This is a genomic window from Variovorax sp. PEI5 (assembly GCF_056679935.1).
This window is the reverse complement of the sequence record NZ_CM155257.1, coordinates 1,136,447-1,158,858: the sequence shown is the minus strand read 5'-3', so window position 1 is coordinate 1,158,858 and position 22,412 is coordinate 1,136,447. Positions and strand designations below refer to the sequence as shown.

Genomic DNA, 22,412 nt, shown 5'->3' with positions numbered 1-22,412 from the left:
TGCGGGCCGGCGGGCGAAAACCCCCGATTCTCGGATAAGGCGGGTCGAGCCCCTGCCGGCGGCGTGAAGCGGGCGCTCCGGGGACCAGCGTCAGCGGCACATGCCGAAGCCTCCGGTCTCGAGATGGAAATGGTCGCGGTGCGCGGCGTTGTAGTCGGGACCCAGCACGCCATCGAAGTAGCGGCACGCCCCGCGACGCGCGTCGCGCAGCAGCAGCGCGGCGGTGGGCACGGACACCACCTCCGGCCCGTCGAGCTCGGCGGAACGCCAGTCGCGCGACAGCGAGACCCGGCGGCCGTCGGCCAGCACCAGCGCCGAGATGTCGAGCGCATCGGCCGTCGCGTGACGGCTGCGCGACGTCCCCGCCGTCGCCTCGCCCAGGTTGACATTGCGGCAGGCATAGCTGCCGAGCTGCTCGACGGCGGTGATGCGTTGGCCATAGCGGGCCTTGGCCGCGGGCTGCAGGGCATGGCGCTCCCACATGTAGAACGACAGCGCCATCGGACAACTCAGGGTCAGCGGCGCATTGCCCAGGCGCACCGGCGCCGTGCGCAGGCGCACGGCATTGCTGAAGCCGCAGCCCGGTCCCGTGACGCGATCGGGCACGGGGTCGTACTGCATGCCGGTGCGTGCCAGCGCGGCGGTGCACAGCGCCGGATCGCGCCGCGCGCGCGACAGCCGGATGTCGGTCAGCCAGTCGGGCGCGGCTTCGACATCGAGCGGCGCCCAGGGATTGAACCGAGCCGGGACCACGAGCGCGCCGACATGGACCGCATAGATCGCGGCGGCGAGCGCGACGACCAGCAGCAAGGTGATGCAGCGTGAGACCATGCCGTCCTTCTAGACCCCGGTGGCGGGGGTGGCTGAAGGAAAACGCCGGGCCTGCCCGGGAGACGGAGACTCACCCGCTGGCGGACCCGACGCCACGCGTCACTTGGCGCGCCGACTCACCTGCACGGTGGCTTCCAGGCCGACATAGGCATCGGGTTCGCCGAACCAGCTGCCCGAGACCGGGGCAGCGAAGGCCGGATCGCGCGCCACGGCGACCCGGATGAGCTGGTTGCCGCCCAGCAGGTTGTTGGTCGGATCGAACGCGACCCAGCCGGCGCCGGGCAGGTAGGCCTGCAGCCAGGCATGGGTGGCGCCCGCGCCGGTCGTGGCGAGGCCGCCGGGCATGGCGTTGGCGTCGAGCGCGGCATCGTAGAGATAGCCCGAGACGAACCGCGTCGCCACGCCCAGCCGGCGCGCCGCCTCCATCATCAGCAGCGCATAGTCGCGGCAACTGCCACTGCCGCGCGCCAATGTCTGCAGGGGCGTCTGCGTGCCCTGCTCGTCGCGCGCCTCGTAGCGGAACTGCTGGAAGATGTGCTGGTTCATGCGCGCGAGCAGGTCGCGCGTGGGCGTGGGTCCGCCCTGGACGAAGAACTGGTGCGCCCAGGCGATCAGCTTGCCATCGGGATCGTCGTGGTGCGGCCGCAGGTAGTGCTCGAGGTCCAGGCGGTCCTGCAGCGAATAGGCGAAGGGCAGGAATTCCGCCGAGGGCGAGAGCAGCGACAGGTCCTGCATCACATCGGCGCGCTCGATGGTGAAGGAGCACACCAGTCGCAGTTCGGTGGAAGCACCGAGTGGCTGCACCAGGGCCACCGAGTTGGAGTGCGGATCCTGGATCATGCGCACGATGGCTTCGGGGCTGACCTTCAGGTCGGTCGCCAGCACGCGCAGGTCATGGCTGTCGCGGGGCCGGAACATGATCCGGTGCTCCCCGAAGGTGACCGGCTTCGAGTAGCGGTAGAGCGTCGTGTGGACGATGTCGTAGCGAGTGGGCATGGGCGATTGTGCGGTGCTGCGGCCGGAACGGGACCGGCATCGGCGCGCGAGGTCGCGCGCCGCCGCCTGCCTGTGGCACCCATCGCTGCAAGATTCAGGCCGGATCGTCCTTCTTGGCATCCGGGTCGCTCGGCGTGTTGGAGCCCGAGAGCTGCTCCGCCGGCGGGCCGAGCCGGCCGCTGTCGCCACCCTGGGCATGCGTGGTGCCACCGGTGCGGACGTTGTTGCCCCGGCCCGAATAGATCTCGTCGTCGTCGAAATTCAGCGGCGCCGTGTCGGGGCCGCCGCCGCCCAGCACGGCATCGCCCGTGGGCTCGTCGACGCCATGCGGGCCGATGGCGTCGATCGACGCGCTGTCCGCCACGCGCTGGTCGGCGGTCGTGGTGTCGTCGGGACCTTCGTCCTGACGGGGCTGGGTGGAAGAGGAGGAGGAAGAAGAGGAAGAGCTCATGACGGGTGTCCTGGTTGGATCGGTAACGCGTCCGGCACCGGCGGGCGCCTTGGCGAAGATCCGAACTTGGCGCCAACCGCGGGCCACCCGGGCGCGGCGCATGCCGCTTCGGGTTGCGGGAGCGGTCCTACCGGTGGCGTCCGGCATCGCTGCCGCAGGTCTCAGGAGCGTGGAGTGGCGGGCGGGCGACCCTTGCCGGACGCGCGTGGCACGCGAGCCGTGCGCGCCGTGTCCAGGGCCTGCGCCAGGGCGGCCGGCAATGGCAGGGGCTCGCCATGCCAGCGCGCGGCCAGCAGCTCGGCGCACAGCACCGCGAAGCTGAGGCCGCGCGAGCCCATCGCCGTGCACAACCAGGGGCCCGAGGGCGCATCGAGGCGCAGCGGCCCGACCAGCGGCCGGCGGTCGGCCGAGGCGCATCGCACGCCGGCCCAGGCCTGGAGGTGATCGGTGGGCGACGGGTCCCGCATCAGCAGCGCATGGGTCGCCGGATGCAGGCTGGCCAGGCGCGCCAGATTGGCCGCGGCATCCGCCGCGCAGGTCGAGCGGTCGCCGCGATCGCGGTCGAAGGTGGCGCCGGTGAGCCAGAACGCGCCCGCCGGGTCGGGAACGTGGGCGACCAGGTGGCCATCGCCATTCAGCGCCGTGGCCGGCAGGGTATCCGCGAGGCCGGGGACCCGGTCGATGCGGCCCCAGGCGAGCTGACCGCGCACGCGCTGCAATGGCTGCGTTTGCGCCAGGGCGATGGTCCCGGCGCCGGCGGCGACGACGACGCGGTCGGCATCGGCGACGAGGCAGCGTCCCTCGGCATCGAACAAGGCCCAGCGCGAGGGGTGTCGCACGTCCGTGGCGGTCGCGCCGGGCTCGGCCGCCACGGGCGGCATGGGCGACATGGGGACGGAGGATCGCCTGCCACCGTCGCCGTCGCCGTCGCCGTCGCCGCTGCTTCCGCTGCCATCGCCGTCTGCGCCGCTTTCTTCCTGGTCCTGGTCGTTGTCCCGGTCGGGATCGTGATCGTCGACCGGCTCGATGCGCGCCACCGGGGCCCGCGTCCGCAGCGTGATGCCCGGCAGCGCGAGCCAGGCCGCCACCAGCCGGTCCGGCCGGGCCCAGCCGGCGCGGGTGTGCCAGAGGGCATCGACATCGGCCGGCAGATGGTGGGCGGCGAGCCGCTCCGGCGTGGCGTGCCAGGATTCGTTCGGGCCCTCCGCGCGCCAGTCGGCGGGCAGGCGGGCGGTGCCCGGCGCGCGCCGTTCCAGCACGCCGCCGTCGTGCCAGTCCACGCCTTCGCGCAGGCGGATCTGCAACTCGCGGCGCATCAGGCGCAGGCCGGCGCGCGTCAGGCGCGAGAGCAGGGCATCGTCGGACGAGACATGCGGCGCGAAGACCCCCGCCGGCACGCCCGAGGCGCCGGTCGCGGCCTGCGCCTCGGCATCGAGCACCGTCACGCGCCAGCCGCGCCGCGCCAGGCTCGCCGCCACCGCCGCGCCGGCGAGCCCGGCGCCGACCACCACGCAATGGCCGGGCGTGGTCGCGCCGCCCGCGAGCGGCGCCGTCGCCACGACCGGGCGCCGTCGCACCTGCCAGGGTGGCGCGAATTCACCGATCCAGCCCGCGGGCGCTGTCGCCCGCGCGGGCAGGGCCGCGTCCTCGTCGGGCCGCACGCGGAAGCCCTGCCGTTCCAGCATCCCGCGCAGTGCGAGGGCAGGGACATTCGCGGCGGCCGCGACATCGATGGTGATGCGGGTCCCGATCCGGGCGAAGCGGGCGAACGCCTTCGCCAGGTCGCCCGGATCGTCAGGTGGCGCAGGCGAAGGCCGGACATCCGGCCCGGCTTCGGGCGTCGTCGTCGCGTCGCCGGCCGTCAGCGTCGTCGCATCGACGACGATCTCGTCGGCCTCGAAATGCTGCGCGCGCAGCATCGGCCGCACCGCGCCGATGCACAGCGTCAGCAGGACATGCGCATCGTCGAAGGAGAGGCGGTGAAAGCCCGGCAGCAGGCCGTGCCACTGGTCGACCAATGCGGCGCGCAGGGCGGGTGGGATCGAATCGCCGGTGGTGTCGAGCAGGGCCGCCGGTGGCGGATGCGACAGCAGGGCGACGTAGTGCAGCAGTCGCGGACGTCCCGGATCGGCCCGCCAGGCCTGCCACGCGGCGAGGAAGCGCGCGCCGGTGCCGAAGCCGGTGTCGAGGATGCGCCACTGCGCCAGGTCGTGCCATCGGCGGCCCGACGCGGCGGTGGCCGCCGGGTCGCCGGTGGCCGGTCCGGACGACGTCGACGAGGGCGCGGCGGAAAGCAAGGGCAGGGCGTGGCGCGCTCAGGCGCTCGGCGGGACGTAGCCCTGGACCGCGTCGGCGCCATCGCCGAAGAAATGCTTGTCCATCTGGCGCTTGAGGTACTCGCGGGCGCGCTGGTCGGCCAGGTTCAGGCGGTTCTCGTTGACCAGCATGGTCTGCTGCTTGAGCCAGGCGGCCCAGGCCTCCTTGCTGACGCTTTCCCACAGGCGCTTGCCGAGTTCGCCGGGATAGGGCGGGAAGTCGAGACCCTCCGCTTCCTTGCCGAGCTTGATGCACTGGACCATGCGTGCCATTTGATGTTTCCTGTCTTGAATGTGTGGGGTGGGATGAGGGGACCGCGTGGCGGTCCTTAGTCGATCTGGTTATTTGGAACCAAGAATTCAATCGTTCCCGGTTCGCGGGGACCGACCCAGAATCGGCGGCTTCTTCGATATGCCCTCCATGACGAGCAGACCCATGAGCCTTCGCCGCGACTTTATCAAGCTTTCCATCGGTGCCGCCGTCGCCGGCGGCATGGCCTTGCCGGCGCTGCCGTCGTTCGCCCAGACCGTCAATCTCCTGAACGTGTCGTACGACCCGACGCGCGAGCTCTACGTCGAATACAACCAGGCCTTCGCCAAGCACTGGAAGGCCAAGACCGGCCAGGACGTGGCGGTGCGGCAGTCGCATGGTGGCTCCGGCAAGCAGGCCCGCTCGATCATCGACGGCCTGGAGGCCGATGTCGCGACGCTGGCGCTGGCGGCCGATGTCGATGCGCTGGCCCGCAATGGCAAGCTGCTGCCGGCCGACTGGCAGAAGCGCCTGCCGCACAACTCGGCGCCCTACACCTCGACCATCGTGTTCCTGGTGAAGAAGGGCAACCCGAAGGGCCTGAAGGACTGGGACGACCTGGTCAAGCCCGGCGTGCAGGTCATCACCCCCAATCCCAAGACCTCCGGCGGCGCGCGCTGGAACTACCTGGCGGCCTGGGAATTCGCCAAGCGCAAGTACGGCGGCGATGCCAAGGCGAAGGAATTCGTCGCCAACCTCTACAAGAACGTGCCGGTGCTCGACACCGGCGCGCGCGGCTCGACCATCACCTTCGTCCAGCGCGGCGTCGGCGACGTGCTGCTGGCCTGGGAGAACGAGGCCTACCTGGCGCAGAAGGAATTCGGCGCCGGCAAGTACGAGATCGTGACGCCCTCGGTCAGCATCCTGGCCGAGCCCACGGTGGCGGTGGTCGACAAGGTGGTCGACAAGAAGGGCACGCGCGCCGTGGCCGAGGAATACCTGAAGTACCTCTACTCGGACGAGGGCCAGGACATCGCCGGGCGCAACTACTACCGGCCGACTTCGGACAAGGCCAAGGCCAAGTACGACAAGCAGTTCGCCAAGCTGACGCTGTTCACGGTCGACCAGGCCTTCGGCGGCTGGGCCAAGGCCGACAAGGACCACTTCGCCGACAACGCCTCGTTCGACCAGATCTACACCGTCAAGTAAGGCGGACCCGGCCGCGGCCCGCCGACGGCCGCGGCCTTGTTGGATACTTCCTCTCCCGCGATCGCAGCCGCACCGGGCCGGCGAGCGGGAACAACGAGGAAGGCAGATGGCCCAGTACGAGATCGACGACATCGTGCGCGCGTTGCGCGAGGCGCGCCACGAATGGCGGGACGCGCGCAAGCGTTCCCGCGAACCCATGGGACGGGAGTTCCCCTCGCGCGAGGCGCTGGAGGACATCGTCGAGGCGCTCAAGGGCGCGCTGTTCCCGATGCGCCTGGGTCCGCCCGAGCTGCGCCACGAGAGCGAGGACTTCTATGTCGGCCACACCATCGATGCCGCGCTGGCCCGGCTGGAGGCGCAGGCCCGGCTCGAGTTGCGCTACGTGGCGCGCCAGCACGGCGCGGACGAGCCCCAGGTCGATGCCCAGGCCACGCAGGCCGTGCGCGCCTTCGGCGCCGAGCTGCCGCTGATCCGCCGCCTGCTCGACAGCGACGTGCTGGCCGCCTTCCAGGGCGATCCGGCCGCGCGCAGCGTCGACGAGGTGCTGCTTTGCTATCCGGGCGTGCTGGCGATGATCCATCACCGCCTCGCGCATGCCCTCTACCGGCTGGGCCTGCCGCTGCTGGCGCGCATCGTCGCCGAGCTGGCGCATGCGCAGACCGGCATCGACATCCATCCGGGTGCGGCCATCGGCGCGGGCTTCTTCATCGACCACGGCACGGGCGTGGTGATCGGCGAGACCGCCATCATCGGCGAGCGGGTGCGCGTCTACCAGGCCGTGACGCTGGGCGCCAAGGGCTTCCCGGTCGATGCCGACGGCGTCCTGCGCAAGGGTCTGGCACGCCATCCGGTGGTCGAGGACGACGTCGTGATCTATGCCGGGGCCACCATCCTCGGTCGCGTGACGCTCGGTCGCGGCGCGGTCATCGGCGGCAACGTCTGGATCACGCACGACGTGCCCGCCGGTGCCAGCCTGACCCAGGCCAGCCTGCAGAACGGCATCCAGCCGCGCCTGGGCTGCGTGCCGGCCGACCGCGTCTGAAGGCCCCCATCCATCCACCCCCCCCGGAGAACCCGTCCATGACCCACTACAAGATCGCCGTCCTCGTCGGCAGCCTGCGCCAGGATTCGCTCAACCGGAAGCTCGGACTCGCCCTGGCGCACCTGGCGCCGAGCGAATTCACCTTCGAGCACATCGGGATCGGCGACCTGCCGCTCTACAACCAGGACGACGACGGCCATCCCGCGCCGGCCGTGCAGCGCCTGAAGACCGAGATCTCCTCGGCGCAGGGCCTGCTGTTCATCACGCCGGAATACAACCGCTCGATCCCCGGCGTGCTCAAGAACGCCATCGACCATGCCTCGCGGCCCTACGGCCAGAGCGTGTGGGGCGGCAAGCCGGCGGGCGTGATCGGCGTCTCGGTCGGCGCCATCGGCACGGCGCTGGCGCAGCAGCACCTGCGCAACGTGCTGGCCTACCTCGACGTGCCGACGCTCGGCCAGCCCGAAGCCTTCATCCAGAACAAGGAAGGCCTGTTCGACGACCGCGGCCATGTCGGCGAGGACAGCCGCAAGTTCCTGCAGACCTGGGTCGACAAGTACGTGGCCTGGGTCAAGATGCACAACGGCTGAGCCGCGACGCGATCGCGCCCATGCAAGAGGAAAAGCCCGCTGTCGCGGGCTTTCTCGATTCAGGCGCCGTGGGAGCGCCGCATCAGGCCTCGACGGGGTCCTGCACCACCTGCGCGATCTCCTCGCGGGCCGATGCGATCGCCGCCGCCTTGGCCGCGTCGCCCATGTTCAGGCCCTCGGCGCGCACGATGCGCACATCGGTGATGCCGAAGAAGCCGAAGATCACCTTCAGGTAGCTCTCCTGGTGCTCGGCCGCCCGGCCGCCCTCGGTCGTCGAGTACATGCCGCCACGGGTCGACACCACGATCACGGTCTTGTCACCGGCCAGGCCGACCGGTCCGCTGGCGCCATAGCTGAAGGTGCGGCCCTTCTGCGCCACCCGGTCGAGCCAGGCCTTGAGCTGGCTCGGGATGGAGAAGTTGTAGAGCGGGGCGCCCACCACCACCACGTCGGCCGCCAGGAACTGGCTGACCAGCCGTTCGGACAATGCGTTCTCCTGCGCCTGGCGCGCGGTCGGCTCGGCCTGCGGGCCGGTCTTGGCACCGAGCGAATGGGCATCCAGGTGGCTGGGCGCATCGATGGCCAGGTCGAGATACTCGACCGTGGCGTCGGGGTGGGCGCGGCGCCATCCTTCGACCACCTCGGCCGTCAGCTGGCGCGAGACGGAATGGGCTTCGAGGACGCTGGAATCGATGTGCAGCAGGTTCATTGGAGACTCCCATGGGATGTGATGACGAAACCACCATTCTATTTTTGAGACCAAAAACGGATAAGGGGACAAAAATGAGCAAACCAGTTCTTCTCCTGGAACAATGAAAGCCATGCAGGACCTCAACGACATGGTCTTCTTCGCCGAAGTCGCCGAGCGCGGCGGCTTCACGGCGGCCAGCCGCGCACTCGGCATACCGAAGTCGCGGCTGTCGCGCCACGTCGCCGAGCTGGAGGCGGCGCTGGGCGTGCAGCTGCTCCAGCGCAGCACGCGGCGCCTGTCGCTGACGCCGGCCGGCGAGATCTACCTGGGCCACTGCACGGCCCTGCGCGATGCCGCCATCGCCGCCGGCGAGGCCGTGGCCCGGATCCAGACGGAGCCGCGCGGCCTGATCCGCCTGAGCTGTCCGGTGACCTTGGCCCAGGCGACGGTCGGGCCGCTGCTGCCGCTGTTCATGAGCCGCCATCCGCTGGTGCGCATCGAGATGCGGGTCATGAACCGGCCGGTCGATCCGGTCGAGGAGGGACTCGACCTCGCCCTGCGCGTGCGCCCGGCGATCGAGGACAGCGCCACGCTGGCCGCGCGCCGCTTCGGGCTCAGTCGAAGCGTGCTGGTGATGCAGGCCCGGCGCCTGGGCGAGCAGGCGCCGATGCAGGGCCCGCAGGACCTGGCGCGGCTCGACACGGTCGCCATGAGCGTCGGCGAGGGCCGCGCCGCCACCACGCTGATCAGCCCCGACGGGCGGACGCACGAGATCGTCCTCGCGCCGCGCTTCGTGGCCGACGACCTGCTCACGCTCAAGTGCGCCATCCTGCAGGGCGTCGGGGCGGGCATGCTGCCCGACTACATGTGCCGCGCCGAACTGAAGGCCGGCGACCTGGTGGAGGTGCTGCCGGGCTGGGGACCGCCACCGGGCATCGTCCACGCCATGTATCCGCCGCGCCGGGCCCTGGTGCCGGCGGTGCGCGCGCTGATCGACTTCCTGGCCGAGCAGCTCGACGGAGACGCGCCACACGTGCCGGCCGAGGCCGGGCTGCCCGGCTGGCCCGCCACCGGGGCCTGACGGCATCGGCTGGCGCGACATCGGGCGCTTCATGCACAAAACCGAATATCCAAACAATTAGATATTCGTTCCCCTTCTGAGCGATCGTTCCGACAATCGCTGCCCCACTTCCGAGGAGAGGATCACCATGGCCACGCTTCGCATCGGCGACACCGCCCCCAATTTCACGCAGGAATCCAGCACCGGCACGATCGACTTCTACGATTGGGCCGGCGATTCCTGGGTCGTGCTGTTCTCGCACCCGGCCGATTTCACGCCGGTGTGCACGACCGAGCTGGGCCGCACGGCCGCGCTGTCGGGCGAGTTCGCCCGGCGCAACGTGAAGCCGATCGCCATCAGCGTCGATCCGGTGGACAAGCATCGCGAGTGGATCGCCGACATCGACGAGACGCAGTCGACCACGGTCGACTTCCCGATCCTGGCCGACCCGGATCGCAGGATCGCCGAGCTCTACGACCTGATCCACCCCAACGCCTCGACCACGGCGACGGTGCGCACGGTCTACTGGATCGATCCGCAGCACAAGATCCGCGCCACGCTGACCTATCCGGCGAGCACCGGGCGCAACTTCGACGAATTGTTGCGCGTCATCGACTCGCTGCAGCTGACCGACAGCCACAAGGTCGCGACGCCGGCCAACTGGAAGGACGGCGACGACGTCGTCATCGTGCCCAGCATCCAGGACCCGGCCGAGCTGGCCGAGCGTTTCCCCAAGGGCTTCAAGGCCGTCCGGCCCTACCTGCGCGTGACGCCGCAGCCCAACCGCTAGGCCCCCGATCCGCACCGCCGGCCGCGCCATCCCCACCCCCCCATCCCACCCGATTCCGATGAACCTCCGATTCAAGACCTTCGCCGCCGCCGTGGCGCTCGCCACCGCCGGCTTCGGCGCCGGCAGCGCCTTCGCGCAGACCACGACGCTGCTCAACGCCTCCTACGACGTGGCGCGCGAGTTCTACAAGGACATCAATCCCGCCTTCATCGCCAGCTACAAGAAGGCGACCGGCAAGGACGTGAAGATCGACCAGGCCCATGGCGGCTCGAGCGCCCAGGCGCGCGCGGTCAACGACGGCCTCGATGCCGATGTCGTCACCTTCAACACCACCACCGACGTCGACTTCCTGGCTACCAATGGCGTCGTCGCCAAGGACTGGTCCAAGCGCTTCCCGGAGAACGCCTCGCCCACGCTGTCGACCTCGATCTTCCTGGTGCGCAACGGCAACCCCAAGGGCATCAAGGACTGGGACGACCTGATCAAGCCGGGCGTGCAGGTGATCGTGGTGAATCCCAAGACCGGTGGCAACGGCCGCTACTCCTACCTGGCGGCCTGGGGCTACGTGAAGAAGAAGGGCGGCACCGACGCGCAGGCGGCGGAGTTCGTCGGCAAGCTCTACAAGAACGTGCCGGTGCTGGGCAAGGGCGGGCGCGACGCCACCACCATCTTCCTGCAGCGCAACATCGGCGACGTGCTGATCACCTTCGAGTCCGAGTCGCTGTCGATCGACCGCGAGTTCGGCGCCGGCAAGGTCGACGCGGTCTATCCGTCGATCAGCGTGCTGGCCGAGAACCCGGTCGCCATCGTCGAGCGCACCGTGGCCAAGAAGGGCACCGGCGCCGTCGCCAAGGCCTATCTCGACTTCCTGTACTCCGAGGAGGGCCAGGAGATCGCGGCCAAGCACGCGCTGCGCCCGCGCTCGGCCGCCGTGCTGAAGAAATACGCCACCACGTTCAAGCCGCTGCAGCTGTTCACGGTGCAGGAGATCTTCGGCAGCCTCGGCGAGGCGCAGAAGGTCCACTTCAACGACGGTGGCCAGTTCGACAAGCTCTACACCGGCGCCAGGTAAGCCATGAGCGGCATTTCCACGGCCCTGCCGTCCCCGGCGGCAGGGCCGGTCGCGCGCGCCGGTGGCCGCGGGGTCTCGCGCCGCGTGCTGCCGGGCTTCAACATCACGCTCGGCTACACCCTGCTGTATCTCAGCCTGATCGTCCTGATCCCGCTCTCGACACTGGTCTTCAAGACCTTCACCCTGACCTGGGACCAGTTCTGGGTCGCCATCAGCGCGCCGCGCGTGCTGGCCTCCTACCGCCTGACCTTCGGCGCCTCGCTGCTGGCGGCGACGGTGAACCTGTTCGCCGGGCTGCTGGTGGCCTGGGTGCTGGTGCGCTACCAGTTCCCGGGCAAGAAGATCGTCGACGCGCTGGTCGACCTGCCGTTCGCGCTGCCCACGGCGGTGGCCGGCATCGCGCTGACGGCGCTGCTGGCGGGCAACGGCTGGATCGGGCAGTACCTCGAGCCGCTGGGCATCAAGCTGGCGTTCACGCCGGCCGGCGTCGTCATCGCGCTGATCTTCATCGGATTGCCCTTCGTGGTGCGCACGGTGCAGCCGGTGCTCGAGGACACCGAGAAGGAGCTGGAGGAAGCCGCCACCTGCCTGGGCGCGACGCGCTGGCAGACCTTCACGCGGGTCATCCTGCCGACCATCCTGCCGGCGCTGCTGACCGGCTTCGCGATGGCCTTCGCGCGCGCCATCGGCGAGTACGGCTCGGTCATCTTCATCGCCGGCAACATGCCCATGGTCTCCGAGATCACGCCGCTCATCATCATCGGCAAGCTGGAGCAGTACGACTACGCCGGCGCCACCGCCGTGGCGCTGGTGATGCTGGTGGTGTCGTTCGCGATGCTGCTGGTCATCAACGGTCTGCAGGCCTGGCAGCGGCGGCGCTCCGCGGGAGCCTCGGCATGAGCGCGACCCCGCCCACCCGCCGCACGCTCGCCGGCACCACCGAATCGCCCTGGATCCGGCGCCTGCTGATCGGCCTGGCGCTGCTGTTCATCGCGCTGTTCCTGGTGCTGCCGCTGGCGGCGGTCTTCACCGAGGCGCTGCGCAAGGGCGCCGATGCCTTCTTCGCCGCCCTCCAGGAGCCCGATGCCTGGAGCGCGATCCGGCTGACCTTGCTGGTCGCGGCCCTCACGGTGCCGCTCAACCTGGTCTTCGGCATCTGCGCGGCCTGGGCCATCGCCAAGTTCGAGTTCCGTGGCAAGGCCTTCCTGACCACGCTGGTGGACCTGCCGTTCGCGGTATCGCCGGTGGTCGCGGGCCTGATCTACGTGCTGGTGTTCGGCGCCCACGGCTGGCTGGGTCCGTGGCTGGCGGCGCACGACATCAAGATCATCTTCGCCGTGCCGGGCATCGTGCTGGCGACGGTCTTCGTGACCTTCCCGTTCATCGCCCGCGAGCTGATCCCGCTGATGCAGGCGCAGGGCACCGACGAGGAGCAGGCGGCGATGGTGCTGGGCGCCACCGGCTGGCAGACCTTCTGGCGCGTGACCCTGCCCAACATCAAGTGGGGCCTGCTCTATGGCGTGATCCTGTGCAACGCGCGGGCGATGGGCGAGTTCGGCGCGGTGTCGGTGGTCTCGGGCCACATCCGTGGTCAGACCAACACCATTCCGCTGCACGTCGAGGTGCTCTACAACGAATACCAGTCGGTCGCGGCCTTCGCGGTGGCGTCGCTGCTGGCGCTGCTGGCCATCGTCACGCTGGTCGTCAAGTCGGTCATCGAATGGCGCCACGAACGCGAACTGCGCGCCACCGCCGACCTGCCGCCGGAGCGCCCGCCCTCGGCCGATGCCGCCGCCGCGCCCCACTGAACCGACCGGGAAGGGATACACACACCATGAGCATCGAAATCAGAAACGTCAGCAAGCACTTCGGCGATTTCCAGGCCCTGCGCGACGTCAGCCTGGACATCGACTCGGGCGAGCTGATCGCGCTGCTGGGCCCCTCGGGCTGCGGCAAGACGACCTTGCTGAGGATCATCGCGGGGCTGGAGACGGCCGACGCCGGCAGCATCCATTTCTATGGCGAGGACACCACCGACGTCCACGTGCGCGAGCGCAAGGTCGGCTTCGTGTTCCAGCACTACGCGCTGTTCCGCCACCTGACGGTGTTCGAGAACGTGGCCTTCGGCCTGCGTGTCAAGCCGCGCGACCAGCGGCCCTCGGACGCCCAGATCAAGGCCAAGGTGCACGAGCTGCTGAAGCTGGTGCAGCTCGACTGGATCGCCGACCGCTATCCGCCGCAGCTCTCGGGTGGCCAGCGCCAGCGCATCGCCCTGGCGCGTGCGCTGGCGGTGGAGCCGAAGGTGCTGCTGCTCGACGAGCCCTTCGGCGCGCTCGACGCCAAGGTGCGCAAGGAACTGCGCCGCTGGCTGCGCCGGCTGCACGACGAGCTGCACGTGACCTCGATCTTCGTCACGCACGACCAGGAGGAGGCGCTGGAGGTGGCCGATCGCGTGGTCGTGATCAACCAGGGCCGCATCGAGCAGAGCGGCTCACCGCAGGCCGTCTGGGACCATCCGGCCAGCCCGTTCGTCTACAGCTTCCTGGGCGACGTCAACCTGTTCCATGGCCGGGCGCAGAGCGGCGAGGTCAGCGTCGGCGGCATGCGCATCGACGCGCCCGAGCACAGCGGCGTCGCCGATGGCAAGGCGATGGCCTACGTGCGGCCGCATGAGTTCGACCTCGCGCCCTGGGCCGAGGGTGGCAACGGCATCGCCGCCACCATCACGCGCGCCATCGTGGTGGGGCCGACGGCCCGGCTCGAGCTCGAGCCGCTGGCTTCCCATGCCGCCTATCCGGCGGCGCTGCCGGCCGTGATCGAGGTGCACCTGCCGGCGCAGCAGTTCCAGGCCACCGGCCTGCGCGAGGGCGACCGCGTGCTGGCGACGCCGCGCAATGTGCGGCTGTTCGTGCAGCCGGCCTGACGCGGGCGTCGGCGGGCAGCATCGCGCGCGGGCGGCCGGGCGCGGGGCCCGGCGGGCGCCTCCGATAATGCGGCTCCCTGGGTGGGAGCGGCGGCCTTGCCGGTCCTCGATCCCGCCCGCATCCGTCTTCTTCCGTCTGCGAGGACTCCTACCTTGATCTCCTGGTTCTTCGGCGCGCCCCGGCGCGCGCTCGCGCTCATCTGCGCCGCCTGTGTCGCCATGCTCGCCTTCGGCATGTACCTGCAGCACGTCGTCGGCCTGGAGCCGTGTCCGATGTGCGTGGTCCAGCGCTATGCGCTGATCGCGGTGGCCTTGTTCAGTGGCCTGGCGGCGCTGATGCACGGTTCCGGAGCCCGGCGCCTGGGCACCGGACTGGCGCTGCTGTTCTCGATCGGCGGTGCCTACACGGCGGCGCAGCAGAGCTGGCTGCAGTGGTATCCGCCGGAGGTGGTCACCTGCGGACGCGACATCTACGGAATGATCGAGACCTTCCCACTGCAACGCGCGCTGCCGATGATCTTCCGGGGCGGTGGCGACTGCAGCAAGGTCGACTGGAGCTTCCTCGGCCTGTCGATCGCCAACTGGTCGTTCCTCTGCTTCGTGCTGTTCGCGCTGCTGCTGCTGGCCTTGCTGCTGGCGCGGCGCCCGCGCCTGGCGGCCTGAGGACCGGACCCGCCGCCGTCGCTCCGGCGGCCGCTCAGCCGGCCGCCGCGCGAGCCACGAAATCCGGCAGCAGCGCGCCGACCTCGGCCAGCACGCGGCGTTGCGCGGCATCGTCGAGCGCGGTCGCGCCGGTCAGGTAGGCCGTCACCAGCACCGGCGCGCCGGTGCCGCGCGGCCAGACGATCGCGATGTCGTTGCGCGTGCCGTGGCCGCCCGCGCCGGTCTTGTCGCCGATGCGCCAGTCGGCGGGCAGGCCGGCCTTCAGGCTGGTGGCGCCGGTGGTGTTGGCGCCCAGCCAGCTCCGCAGACGTTCGCGCGAGGCCGGGGCCAGGGCGCGGCCGAGCAGCAGTTCGCGCATCAGGCCGAGCATCGCCGCTGGCGAGGTGGTGTCGCGCGGGTCGCCCGGGGTGGCCTCGTTGAGCGTGGTCTCGATGCGGTCGAGGCGGGTGACGTCGTCCCCCAGCGAGCGCGCGAAGCGCGTCAGCCCGGCCGGACCGTCGAAGCTCTCCAGCATCAGGTTGGCGGCGCTGTTGTCGCTGAGCGTGACGGCGGCCTCGCACAGCTCGCCCATCGTCATGTGGCCGCCGGCATGGCGGCCGGTGGCGGGGGAGTAGGTGACGAGCCGGTCGGCGCGGATCGCCACCGGGCGATCGAGCGATTCCAGATCTCGATCGACGCGCCGCAGCACCTGCGCCGCCGCCAGGAACTTGAAGGTGCTGCACATCGGGAAACGCTCGTCGGCGCGATGGCCGACCCGCTGTCCGCTGGCGGTGTCGAGGATGCCGACGCCGAGCCGGGCGCCGGCCGCCGCTTCGATCCGGCGCAGGGCGCGCCGGGTCTCGAGCGCGGCCGGCGAGTCCGCATCGGAGCGGGAAACATGCTCGATCCGGGGGGTGCGGGCCGATGCCGGCAGGGCGCCGAGCAGGGGCCACGATGCCAGTCCGAGGGCGAATTTTCGACGTTCCATTTTCAATCTGCTAACGGCCTATGCGTTGATGAAGATCCCTGCGGACCCGGCTGGCGCCGCGTCCGTAGATACAGCTCGGCATGGGAACGCCATGCCGCGCTTGGCGTGCCTGGCGTGGCGGCCCTGTGCCGGACCGCGGCCTGGAAGCGGCCGGATCAGGCGCGGGTGCTCGGGCGCGCTGGCGGGGGCTTGGCGCAGGCGCTCAGAGCGGCAGGGTGTCGAAGGCCGCGTAGGTGGTGGCGAGCCAGGTCTTCACGCGCTGGCGTTCCAGCAGGCCGAGCGCCTGCGGGGTCTCGCGGTCGTTGACCGCCTTCCAGAAGCTGGTGTCGTGCATGTCGATCTTGCGCATGCTGGCCTCGTGCAGGCGCGGCAGGGCGATCACGTGGGCGCCGTTGGCGGTGGCCTTGGCCAGCGAGGGCGAGGCCAGCAGCTGGGCGAAATCGCCGCCACGGCCGTAGTTCTGCACCACGATGTAGTTGGGCTTGCTGCCGAAGGTGTCGATCAGGGTGCCGAGCAGCTCGCTCGAATCCTTGCCGTCGTCCAGCACGTGCCAGAAGTTGACGGCGATGCCCATTTCCTCGAACACGCCCAGCAGGTCCGATTCCTTGATCCAGCGCGACAGGGGCGCCAGGGTCTGGGCCGCGAGGTCGACGATGGCGCTCTGCTGCGGGTTGGTCTCGAAGCCGGCCACGACGGCGTCGAGTCCCTCGAAGCTGTCGACCACCACCGGCGAGGCGAAGCCCTGGTAGAAGCGCGCGAACGAGGTGTGCGAGCGATCGGTGTCGAAGCCGGTGAAGGGCCGGCTGTGGTCGATGAAGTACTGCGCCAGGACCCGCGAGACGACGGATTTGCCAACGCCGCCTTTTTCGCCGCCGATGAAATTGATGGAGCTCATGGGATGTGCTGTGGGAGAGGGGAAGGAGGAGGGGGAAGGGATGAGGAGTGCGCGTGGATGTGGAGGACCACGGGATATTCTAGAAGTCCCGATGTGACGGATTTCACGCCCCCCGGTCGGCGCGCGATGGCATCGCGAGGCGCGTCTCAGCGCCGGGCCAGCGACAGGAACGGCCCCAGGTTGCCCAGCAGCCAGCCCTGCGCGAAGTCGAGCGCCGCGCGCCGGTATTTCTCGTCCGCCTGCGCGGCCAGCAGGTCGAGCCGCGCCACCACCTTCGACAGCTCGCGGTCGATCACCAGGTTGCGGCCGCGCTCGCTGACCTCGGTGGCCAGCAGCAGGGGCTGGCCGTCGGCGCCGGTCTTCGAGCCGATCAGCCAGAGCGATATCTCGACGTTGCGGGCCGCGCGGAAGCTGTTCTCGGCGTCGACGCCATCGACCATGGTCTGCGACCAGGTGCCGCCGTTGGCCTCCTTGAGCATCGAGGCCCAGCCGAACACCAGCGCGGCGACGCGGTCGCCGTCGTAGGGCGTGGGCGACGTCGTGTCGAAGGCCAGCCGCACCGCGTCGATGCCGCGGGCTTCGCGCAGGCCGGCTGGCGGCACGTCGCGGCGCACCGCATCCCAGGTCCGCTCGATCGCCTCCTCGGCGCTGGGCGCCCACTTGCGCCATTCGCGCGGATTGCGCCGGTAGAGCGACAGCTGCACGCGCCGGATCGACTCCAGGTTGTCGCGCATGGCGAGGTTGGCGACGCGGTTGGCGCTGGACTCCAGCCATTCGCGCGTGGCATAGGAGTCGCGCCGGTCGGTCTCGCGGAAGGCGGCGCAGCCCGGGAGGCCCAGGAGTGCGATGGCGCACCACAGGACGGTGGCGGAAGACGACGGAAATTGAATTCGATGCATGGCACGCACGTTATCATCGAGAGCTCGGCCCACCGCTGGCCGGTGATCGGATTCTCCTTTCAAATCAAAGGCTTGGCGCTGGCCCAGGTTCCAACGACTTCTCGTGCGTCTCAACTCCATCAAGCTCTCGGGTTTCAAATCGTTCGCCGAACCCACCAACTTCCTGTTGCCCGGGCAACTCGTCGGGGTGGTCGGGCCCAACGGCTGCGGCAAGTCGAACATCATGGATGCGGTGCGCTGGGTGCTCGGCGAGTCGCGCGCCTCGGAACTGCGCGGCGAGTCGATGCAGGACGTGATCTTCAACGGCACCACCACGCGCAAGCAGGCCAGCCGTTCCAGCGTCGAACTGGTGTTCGACAACGCCGACCATCGCGCCGGCGGGCAGTGGGCGCAGTTCGCCGAGATCGCGGTGCGCCGCGTGCTCACGCGCGACGGCACCAGCAGCTACTACATCAACAACCAGCCGGTGCGGCGCCGCGACGTCCAGGACGTGTTCCTGGGCACCGGCCTCGGCCCGCGCGCCTACGCCATCATCGGCCAGGGCACGATCAGCCGGATCATCGAGTCCAAGCCCGAGGAACTGCGCTTGTTCCTGGAAGAGGCGGCTGGCGTGTCGAAGTACAAGGAGCGCCGCCGCGAGACCGGCAACCGACTGGGCGACACGCGCGAGAACCTGATCCGCGTCGAGGACATCCTGCGCGAGCTCGATGCCAACCTCGAACGGCTGGAGAAGCAGGCCGAGGTCGCCCAGCGCTACAACACCCTGACGGCCGACGCCACCCGCAGGCAGCACCAGCTCTGGTTCATGAAGCGCGCCGAGAGCGAGGCCGATCAGACCCGCGTCAAGGCCGAGGCCGACCGCGCGCTCAACGACCTGGAAGCGCGCACCGCCGAGCTGCGCCATGTCGAGGCCGAGCTGGAGGCCGTGCGCCAGACGCACTACGCCGCCGGCGACACGGTGTCGCAGGCCCAGGGCCGGCTCTACGAGGCCGGCGCCGAGGTCGGCCGGCTCGAGGGCGAGATCCGCTTCGTGGTCGAGGGGCGGCAGCGCGTCGAGCAGCGGCTGGTCCAGCTGCGCGAGCAGTTCGCGCAGTGGAGCGCGCGCCGCGAGGCCGCCGAGGTCGAGCTGGAGGCGCTCGCCGGCCAGGGCGTCGATGCCGAGGAACAGGCCGAACTGCTGGCCGCGCAGCTCGAGGAGCACGACGCGCGGCTGCCCGGCCTGGAGGATGCCCGGCGCCGGGCCCAGGCCGAGGCCGATGCCCAGCGCGCCGCCGTGGCGCAGGTCCAGCAGCAGATCCAGCTGCTGGCAGCCGAGCAGCGCCACATCGAGGAACAGCGGCGCCAGCTGACCCTGCGCGGCGAGCGCCTGCGCGGCGACCGCCAGGCGCTGGCCGCGCCGGACGAGTCGCAGCTGGACGACCTGCGCGCCCAGCTCGCCGCCGCGCAGGACGCCGGCGCCGAGGCCGAGGCGCGCCTGCAGGACCTGCAGGACACCGCGCCGCAGCGCGACGACGACCGCCGCGCGCGCCAGCAGGACGCCAACGTCGAGAGCGCGCGGCTGACCGAGTTCTCGGCCCGCCTCGAAGCCCTGAAGGCCCTGCAGGAACGCGTGCGCAGCGACGGCAAGCTGGCGCCCTGGCTGGAGCGGCACGGACTCGACGGCCTGCAGGGCCTGTGGAGCCGCCTGCACGTCGAGCCGGGCTGGGAGAACGCCCTCGAATCGGCCTTGCGCGAGCGCCTGGGCGCGCTCGAGGTGTCGCGCCTCGATCTCGTGCGGGCCTTCGCGGCCGATGCGCCACCGGCCCGGCTGGCCTTCTATCGACCGCCGGCGGCCGGTGCCACGGTCCCCGCGCCGGCCGATGCCGCGCTGCGTCCGCTGGCCGGACTGCTGCGCCTGAACGATGCCGGCCTGCAGGCGCTGCTGGCCGACTGGCTGCATGGCTGCCTGGTCGCGCCGACGCTCGACGAGGCCCTGGCGCAGCGCGACGCGCTCGCGCCCGGTGCCACGATCTATGTGCCCGGCGGCCATGCCGTGACGGCGCATGGCGTGGTGTTCTACGCGCCGGACTCGGCGCAGGCCGGCCTGCTGGCACGCCAGCAGGAGATCGAGAACCTCGAACGCCAGGTGCGGGCCCAGACCCTGATCAGCGACGAGGCGCGCGCCGCGCTCGCGCGCGCCGAGGCGGCCTATGCCGATGTCGCGCAGCGCCTGGTCGGCGCGCGGCGCGAGGCCGGCGAGACGCAGGCGCGGGCCCACGCGCTGCAGGTCGAGACCCTGCGCCTGACCCAGCTGGCCGAGCAGAGCCGGGCGCGCGGCGAGCAGCTGGCGGCCGACATCGACGAGGTCGATGCGCAGCTGGAGGCGCTGCAGGAGCGCCGCCTGACGGCCGAGGGCCGCTTCGAGGAACTCGACCTGCAGCTGGCCGACGGCCAGGAGCGCCATGCGCAGCTCGACGATCGCGTGATCGAATCCGCCCGCGTGCTCGATGCCAGTCGCGAGCAGCACCGCCGGCTCGAGCGCCAGGCCCAGGAAGCGGCCTTCGCGCGCCGCAGCGTCGAGGCGCGCCGTGGCGAGCTGGCCCGCGCCATCGACACCGCGGCGCAGCAGGTCGTCGCGCTGGCGACCGAGCAGGAGCGCGCCGAGGAGGAACTCGGCCGCCTGAGCGATGCCACGGCGCGCGCCGGCCTGCAGGACGCGCTGGCGCTGCGGCTCGAGCGCGAGCAGGCGCTGGCCGCCATCCGCAGCCAGTACGACGACCTGACGCTGAAGCTGCGCGTGAGCGACGAGGCCCGGCTGCGGCTGGAGCGCGAGCTCGACCCGCTGCGCCAGCGCATCACCGAATTCCAGCTGCGCGAGCAGGCCGCGCGCCTGGGCGTCGAGCAGTACGCCGCGCTGCTGGCCGATGCCCAGGCCGACCTCGACGCCGTCGCCCGTTCGATCGAGGACGGCAAGGTGCGCCTGGTCGGCCTGCAGGGCGAGATCGACCGCCTCAACCGCGAGGTCGCCGCGCTCGGCGCGGTCAACCTCGCCGCGCTCGACGAGCTGGCCAGCGCGCGCGAACGCAAGGAATTCCTGGATGCCCAGTCGGCCGACCTGAACGAGGCCATCGACACGCTGGAGGATGCCATCCGCCGCATCGACGTCGAGACGCGCGAGCTGCTCGCGGGCACCTTCAAGACCGTCAACGAGCACTTCAGCCGCATGTTCCCCGAACTCTTCGGCGGCGGCAACGCGCGCCTGATGATGACCGGCGACGAGATCCTCGACGCCGGCGTGCAGGTGCTGGCGCAGCCACCGGGCAAGAAGAACCAGACCATCCACCTGCTCTCCGGCGGGGAGAAGGCGTTGACGGCCATCGCGCTGGTCTTCGCCATCTTCCAGCTCAACCCGGCGCCGTTCTGCCTGCTCGACGAGGTCGACGCGCCGCTGGACGACGCCAACACCGAGCGCTATGCCAAACTGGTTTCCGCCATGAGCCAGAGCACCCAGTTCCTTTTCATCAGCCACAACAAGATCGCGATGGAGATGGCCGAGCAGCTCATCGGCGTGACCATGCAGGAGCAGGGCGTCTCGCGCATCGTGGCGGTGGACATGGAAGCAGCCGTGTCGATGGTCGCAGCAGCCTGAAAGTCCCAGATCCCATGACCAGTCTCACCCTCGCCCTCGCCATCCTCGGCGGGCTCGTGCTCGCGGGCCTGGTGGCCTACAACACCTGGATGTCGCGCCGCAACACGCCGCGCCAGCCCGACGCCCTGGACGAGGCGCTGGCCGAGGACGCCGAGCGCCTGGCCGCCGCCGGCCGCACCGACGACGACGGCCCGGTGCTGCACGTGCAGCCCCATCCGGTGCCGGGCAACGCGCGCCACGAGCCGCTCTTCGACCCCGACCTCCCGGCGCCCAGCGGCCTGCCGGGCGTGCTCGCCGGCGAGCGCCGCGGCGGACTCGACCCGCTGATCGACGTCATCGCGCCGATCGCGCTCGACGGCCTGGTCTCCGGCGACGCCGCCATCGCGGCCATGCCCGCGACGCGCCGCGCCGGCAGCAAGCCGGTGGCCGTCGAGGGCCTGAACGAGCACAACGGCGAGTGGGAACCCCCCGTCGCCGGCCAGCGCTATGGCGCCTTCCAGATCGGCGTGCAGCTGGCCAACCGCACCGGTGCGCTCAACGAGATCGAGTATTCGGAATTCGTCGTCAAGGCCCAGGCCTTCGCCGATGGCATCAATGGCGCGCCGGAATTCCCGGAGATGCTCGACGAGGTCGCGCGCGCCCGCGAGCTGGACCAGTTCGCCAGCGCCCACGACGCGCAGCTGGGCTTCGTGCTGCGGGCCCGGCATGCCGCCTGGAGTCCGGGCTACGTGCAGCAGAACGCCGCCCGCCTGGGCTTCCTGCCGGGCATCATTCCCGGGCGCATGGTGCTGCCGGCGAGCGAGGCCGGGCTGCCGCCGGTGGTCGGGCTGGCGTTCGACACCCAGGCCGCGCTGGCCGACGATCCGGCGCAATCGGCGATCCGCGAACTCACGCTCAGCCTGGACGTGCCGCAGGTCGATCGCGCCGAGCGCCCGTTCGAGCGCATGCGCGAGGCCGCCGACGCCCTGGCGCTGGAGATGGATGGCGTCATCACCGATGGCGACGCCCAGCTGCTGCGCGAGGAGACCATGGATGCCATCGGCGCCGACCTCGAGCAGCTCTACGACACGCTGGAATCGCGCGACCTGGCGGCCGGCTCACCCCTCGCGCGCCGCCTGTTCAGCTAGCCAGACGAACCCG

General features: G+C 70.7%; 21 protein-coding genes. 12 read left to right on the top strand and 9 right to left on the bottom strand.

Annotation, left to right across the window (positions count from 1 at the left end):
• Nucleotides 1–90: 90 nt before the first annotated feature.
• The 5 genes from AC1MLT_RS05320 to AC1MLT_RS05300 form a co-directional block, all read right to left on the bottom strand.
• Complete coding sequence (locus AC1MLT_RS05320; protein ID WP_481034227.1) at nt 91–831, bottom strand: extensin-like domain-containing protein; 741 nt, start codon at nt 829–831, stop codon at nt 91–93.
• A 99-nt stretch (nt 832–930) separates the two neighbouring features.
• Nucleotides 931–1,827: a transglutaminase family protein gene (locus tag AC1MLT_RS05315; RefSeq protein WP_481034225.1), complete on the bottom strand. Its 897-nt coding sequence runs from the start codon at nt 1,825–1,827 to the stop codon at nt 931–933.
• A 94-nt stretch (nt 1,828–1,921) separates the two neighbouring features.
• Nucleotides 1,922–2,278, bottom strand: a complete 357-nt coding sequence (locus AC1MLT_RS05310) for a hypothetical protein (RefSeq protein WP_481034224.1) — start codon at nt 2,276–2,278, stop codon at nt 1,922–1,924.
• Nucleotides 2,279–2,439: 161 nt separating this feature from the next.
• Complete coding sequence (locus AC1MLT_RS05305; RefSeq protein ID WP_481034223.1) at nt 2,440–4,575, bottom strand: FAD-dependent oxidoreductase; 2,136 nt, start codon at nt 4,573–4,575, stop codon at nt 2,440–2,442.
• Nucleotides 4,576–4,593: 18 nt separating this feature from the next.
• Complete coding sequence (locus AC1MLT_RS05300; protein WP_429590450.1) at nt 4,594–4,866, bottom strand: oxidative damage protection protein; 273 nt, start codon at nt 4,864–4,866, stop codon at nt 4,594–4,596.
• 163 nt (nt 4,867–5,029) lie between these two features.
• Between AC1MLT_RS05300 and AC1MLT_RS05295 the strand changes: the two genes are divergently transcribed.
• From AC1MLT_RS05295 to AC1MLT_RS05285, 3 genes are all read left to right on the top strand, one after another.
• Nucleotides 5,030–6,052, top strand: coding sequence for a sulfate ABC transporter substrate-binding protein (locus AC1MLT_RS05295; RefSeq protein WP_481034222.1), 1,023 nt, complete (start codon nt 5,030–5,032; stop codon nt 6,050–6,052).
• 106 nt (nt 6,053–6,158) lie between these two features.
• The gene (gene epsC, locus AC1MLT_RS05290) at nt 6,159–7,094 is read left to right on the top strand and encodes a serine O-acetyltransferase EpsC (RefSeq protein WP_481034221.1); all 936 of its coding nucleotides are present in this window, start codon (nt 6,159–6,161) and stop codon (nt 7,092–7,094) included.
• A 38-nt stretch (nt 7,095–7,132) separates the two neighbouring features.
• The gene (locus tag AC1MLT_RS05285; protein WP_481034220.1) at nt 7,133–7,684 is read left to right on the top strand and encodes an NADPH-dependent FMN reductase; all 552 of its coding nucleotides are present in this window, start codon (nt 7,133–7,135) and stop codon (nt 7,682–7,684) included.
• Nucleotides 7,685–7,766: 82 nt separating this feature from the next.
• Here AC1MLT_RS05285 and AC1MLT_RS05280 read toward each other — a convergent pair whose 3' ends face one another.
• Entirely contained in the window at nt 7,767–8,393 is a 627-nt protein-coding gene (locus tag AC1MLT_RS05280) for an FMN-dependent NADH-azoreductase (RefSeq protein ID WP_481034218.1), read from the bottom strand.
• Nucleotides 8,394–8,505: 112 nt separating this feature from the next.
• Here AC1MLT_RS05280 and AC1MLT_RS05275 point away from each other — a divergent pair, with 112 nt between their 5' ends.
• The 7 genes from AC1MLT_RS05275 to AC1MLT_RS05245 all read left to right on the top strand — a co-directional run bounded on the left by AC1MLT_RS05275 (nt 8,506) and on the right by AC1MLT_RS05245 (nt 14,883).
• A complete protein-coding gene (locus AC1MLT_RS05275; protein WP_481034217.1) occupies nt 8,506–9,456 on the top strand; it encodes a LysR family transcriptional regulator in 951 nt (316 codons plus the stop codon).
• 127 nt (nt 9,457–9,583) lie between these two features.
• Nucleotides 9,584–10,225 (top strand): peroxiredoxin, encoded by a 642-nt coding sequence (locus tag AC1MLT_RS05270; protein ID WP_481034216.1) that lies wholly within the window; start codon nt 9,584–9,586, stop codon nt 10,223–10,225.
• A gap of 58 nt (nt 10,226–10,283) precedes the next feature.
• Nucleotides 10,284–11,297 carry a sulfate ABC transporter substrate-binding protein gene (locus AC1MLT_RS05265; RefSeq protein WP_481034215.1) on the top strand — a complete coding sequence of 338 codons (1,014 nt, stop codon included), beginning with the start codon at nt 10,284–10,286 and terminating at the stop codon, nt 11,295–11,297.
• A gap of 3 nt (nt 11,298–11,300) precedes the next feature.
• Nucleotides 11,301–12,197 carry a sulfate ABC transporter permease subunit CysT gene (cysT, locus tag AC1MLT_RS05260; RefSeq protein WP_481034214.1) on the top strand — a complete coding sequence of 299 codons (897 nt, stop codon included), beginning with the start codon at nt 11,301–11,303 and terminating at the stop codon, nt 12,195–12,197.
• Nucleotides 12,194–13,105, top strand: a complete 912-nt coding sequence (cysW, locus tag AC1MLT_RS05255; protein ID WP_481034213.1) for a sulfate ABC transporter permease subunit CysW — start codon at nt 12,194–12,196, stop codon at nt 13,103–13,105. The genes cysT and cysW overlap by 4 nt, the downstream gene beginning before the upstream one ends.
• Nucleotides 13,106–13,131: 26 nt before the next feature.
• Entirely contained in the window at nt 13,132–14,220 is a 1,089-nt protein-coding gene (locus AC1MLT_RS05250; protein ID WP_481034212.1) for a sulfate/molybdate ABC transporter ATP-binding protein, read from the top strand.
• A 153-nt stretch (nt 14,221–14,373) separates the two neighbouring features.
• Nucleotides 14,374–14,883: a disulfide bond formation protein B gene (locus tag AC1MLT_RS05245; RefSeq protein WP_481034211.1), complete on the top strand. Its 510-nt coding sequence runs from the start codon at nt 14,374–14,376 to the stop codon at nt 14,881–14,883.
• A gap of 34 nt (nt 14,884–14,917) precedes the next feature.
• On the opposite strand, the gene bla is transcribed toward AC1MLT_RS05245, so the two are convergent.
• The 3 genes from bla to AC1MLT_RS05230 form a co-directional block, all read right to left on the bottom strand.
• Nucleotides 14,918–15,850 (bottom strand): class A beta-lactamase, encoded by a 933-nt coding sequence (bla, locus tag AC1MLT_RS05240; RefSeq protein ID WP_481034210.1) that lies wholly within the window; start codon nt 15,848–15,850, stop codon nt 14,918–14,920.
• Between the two features lie 202 nt (nt 15,851–16,052).
• Nucleotides 16,053–16,745 (bottom strand): P-loop NTPase family protein, encoded by a 693-nt coding sequence (locus AC1MLT_RS05235; protein WP_481034209.1) that lies wholly within the window; start codon nt 16,743–16,745, stop codon nt 16,053–16,055.
• 146 nt (nt 16,746–16,891) lie between these two features.
• Complete coding sequence (locus AC1MLT_RS05230; protein WP_481034207.1) at nt 16,892–17,644, bottom strand: hypothetical protein; 753 nt, start codon at nt 17,642–17,644, stop codon at nt 16,892–16,894.
• A gap of 103 nt (nt 17,645–17,747) precedes the next feature.
• Here AC1MLT_RS05230 and smc point away from each other — a divergent pair, with 103 nt between their 5' ends.
• Together smc and AC1MLT_RS05220 are read left to right on the top strand one after the other, a co-directional pair.
• The gene (gene smc / locus AC1MLT_RS05225) at nt 17,748–21,272 is read left to right on the top strand and encodes a chromosome segregation protein SMC (protein ID WP_481034206.1); all 3,525 of its coding nucleotides are present in this window, start codon (nt 17,748–17,750) and stop codon (nt 21,270–21,272) included.
• A 14-nt stretch (nt 21,273–21,286) separates the two neighbouring features.
• Nucleotides 21,287–22,399 carry a cell division protein ZipA C-terminal FtsZ-binding domain-containing protein gene (locus tag AC1MLT_RS05220; protein WP_481034204.1) on the top strand — a complete coding sequence of 371 codons (1,113 nt, stop codon included), beginning with the start codon at nt 21,287–21,289 and terminating at the stop codon, nt 22,397–22,399.
• Nucleotides 22,400–22,412: the final 13 nt, after the last annotated feature.

Coding starts and splice junctions, on each gene's coding strand:
- AC1MLT_RS05320 (WP_481034227.1), bottom strand. CDS start 831: ATGGTCTCACGCTGCATCACCTTGCTGCTGGTCGTCGCGCTCGCCGCC.
- AC1MLT_RS05315 (WP_481034225.1), bottom strand. CDS start 1,827: ATGCCCACTCGCTACGACATCGTCCACACGACGCTCTACCGCTACTCG.
- AC1MLT_RS05310 (WP_481034224.1), bottom strand. CDS start 2,278: ATGAGCTCTTCCTCTTCTTCCTCCTCCTCTTCCACCCAGCCCCGTCAG.
- AC1MLT_RS05300 (WP_429590450.1), bottom strand. CDS start 4,866: ATGGCACGCATGGTCCAGTGCATCAAGCTCGGCAAGGAAGCGGAGGGT.
- AC1MLT_RS05295 (WP_481034222.1), top strand. CDS start 5,030: ATGAGCCTTCGCCGCGACTTTATCAAGCTTTCCATCGGTGCCGCCGTC.
- epsC (WP_481034221.1), top strand. CDS start 6,159: ATGGCCCAGTACGAGATCGACGACATCGTGCGCGCGTTGCGCGAGGCG.
- AC1MLT_RS05285 (WP_481034220.1), top strand. CDS start 7,133: ATGACCCACTACAAGATCGCCGTCCTCGTCGGCAGCCTGCGCCAGGAT.
- AC1MLT_RS05280 (WP_481034218.1), bottom strand. CDS start 8,393: ATGAACCTGCTGCACATCGATTCCAGCGTCCTCGAAGCCCATTCCGTC.
- AC1MLT_RS05275 (WP_481034217.1), top strand. CDS start 8,506: ATGCAGGACCTCAACGACATGGTCTTCTTCGCCGAAGTCGCCGAGCGC.
- AC1MLT_RS05270 (WP_481034216.1), top strand. CDS start 9,584: ATGGCCACGCTTCGCATCGGCGACACCGCCCCCAATTTCACGCAGGAA.
- AC1MLT_RS05265 (WP_481034215.1), top strand. CDS start 10,284: ATGAACCTCCGATTCAAGACCTTCGCCGCCGCCGTGGCGCTCGCCACC.
- cysT (WP_481034214.1), top strand. CDS start 11,301: ATGAGCGGCATTTCCACGGCCCTGCCGTCCCCGGCGGCAGGGCCGGTC.
- cysW (WP_481034213.1), top strand. CDS start 12,194: ATGAGCGCGACCCCGCCCACCCGCCGCACGCTCGCCGGCACCACCGAA.
- AC1MLT_RS05250 (WP_481034212.1), top strand. CDS start 13,132: ATGAGCATCGAAATCAGAAACGTCAGCAAGCACTTCGGCGATTTCCAG.
- bla (WP_481034210.1), bottom strand. CDS start 15,850: ATGGAACGTCGAAAATTCGCCCTCGGACTGGCATCGTGGCCCCTGCTC.
- AC1MLT_RS05235 (WP_481034209.1), bottom strand. CDS start 16,745: ATGAGCTCCATCAATTTCATCGGCGGCGAAAAAGGCGGCGTTGGCAAA.
- AC1MLT_RS05230 (WP_481034207.1), bottom strand. CDS start 17,644: ATGCATCGAATTCAATTTCCGTCGTCTTCCGCCACCGTCCTGTGGTGC.
- AC1MLT_RS05220 (WP_481034204.1), top strand. CDS start 21,287: ATGACCAGTCTCACCCTCGCCCTCGCCATCCTCGGCGGGCTCGTGCTC.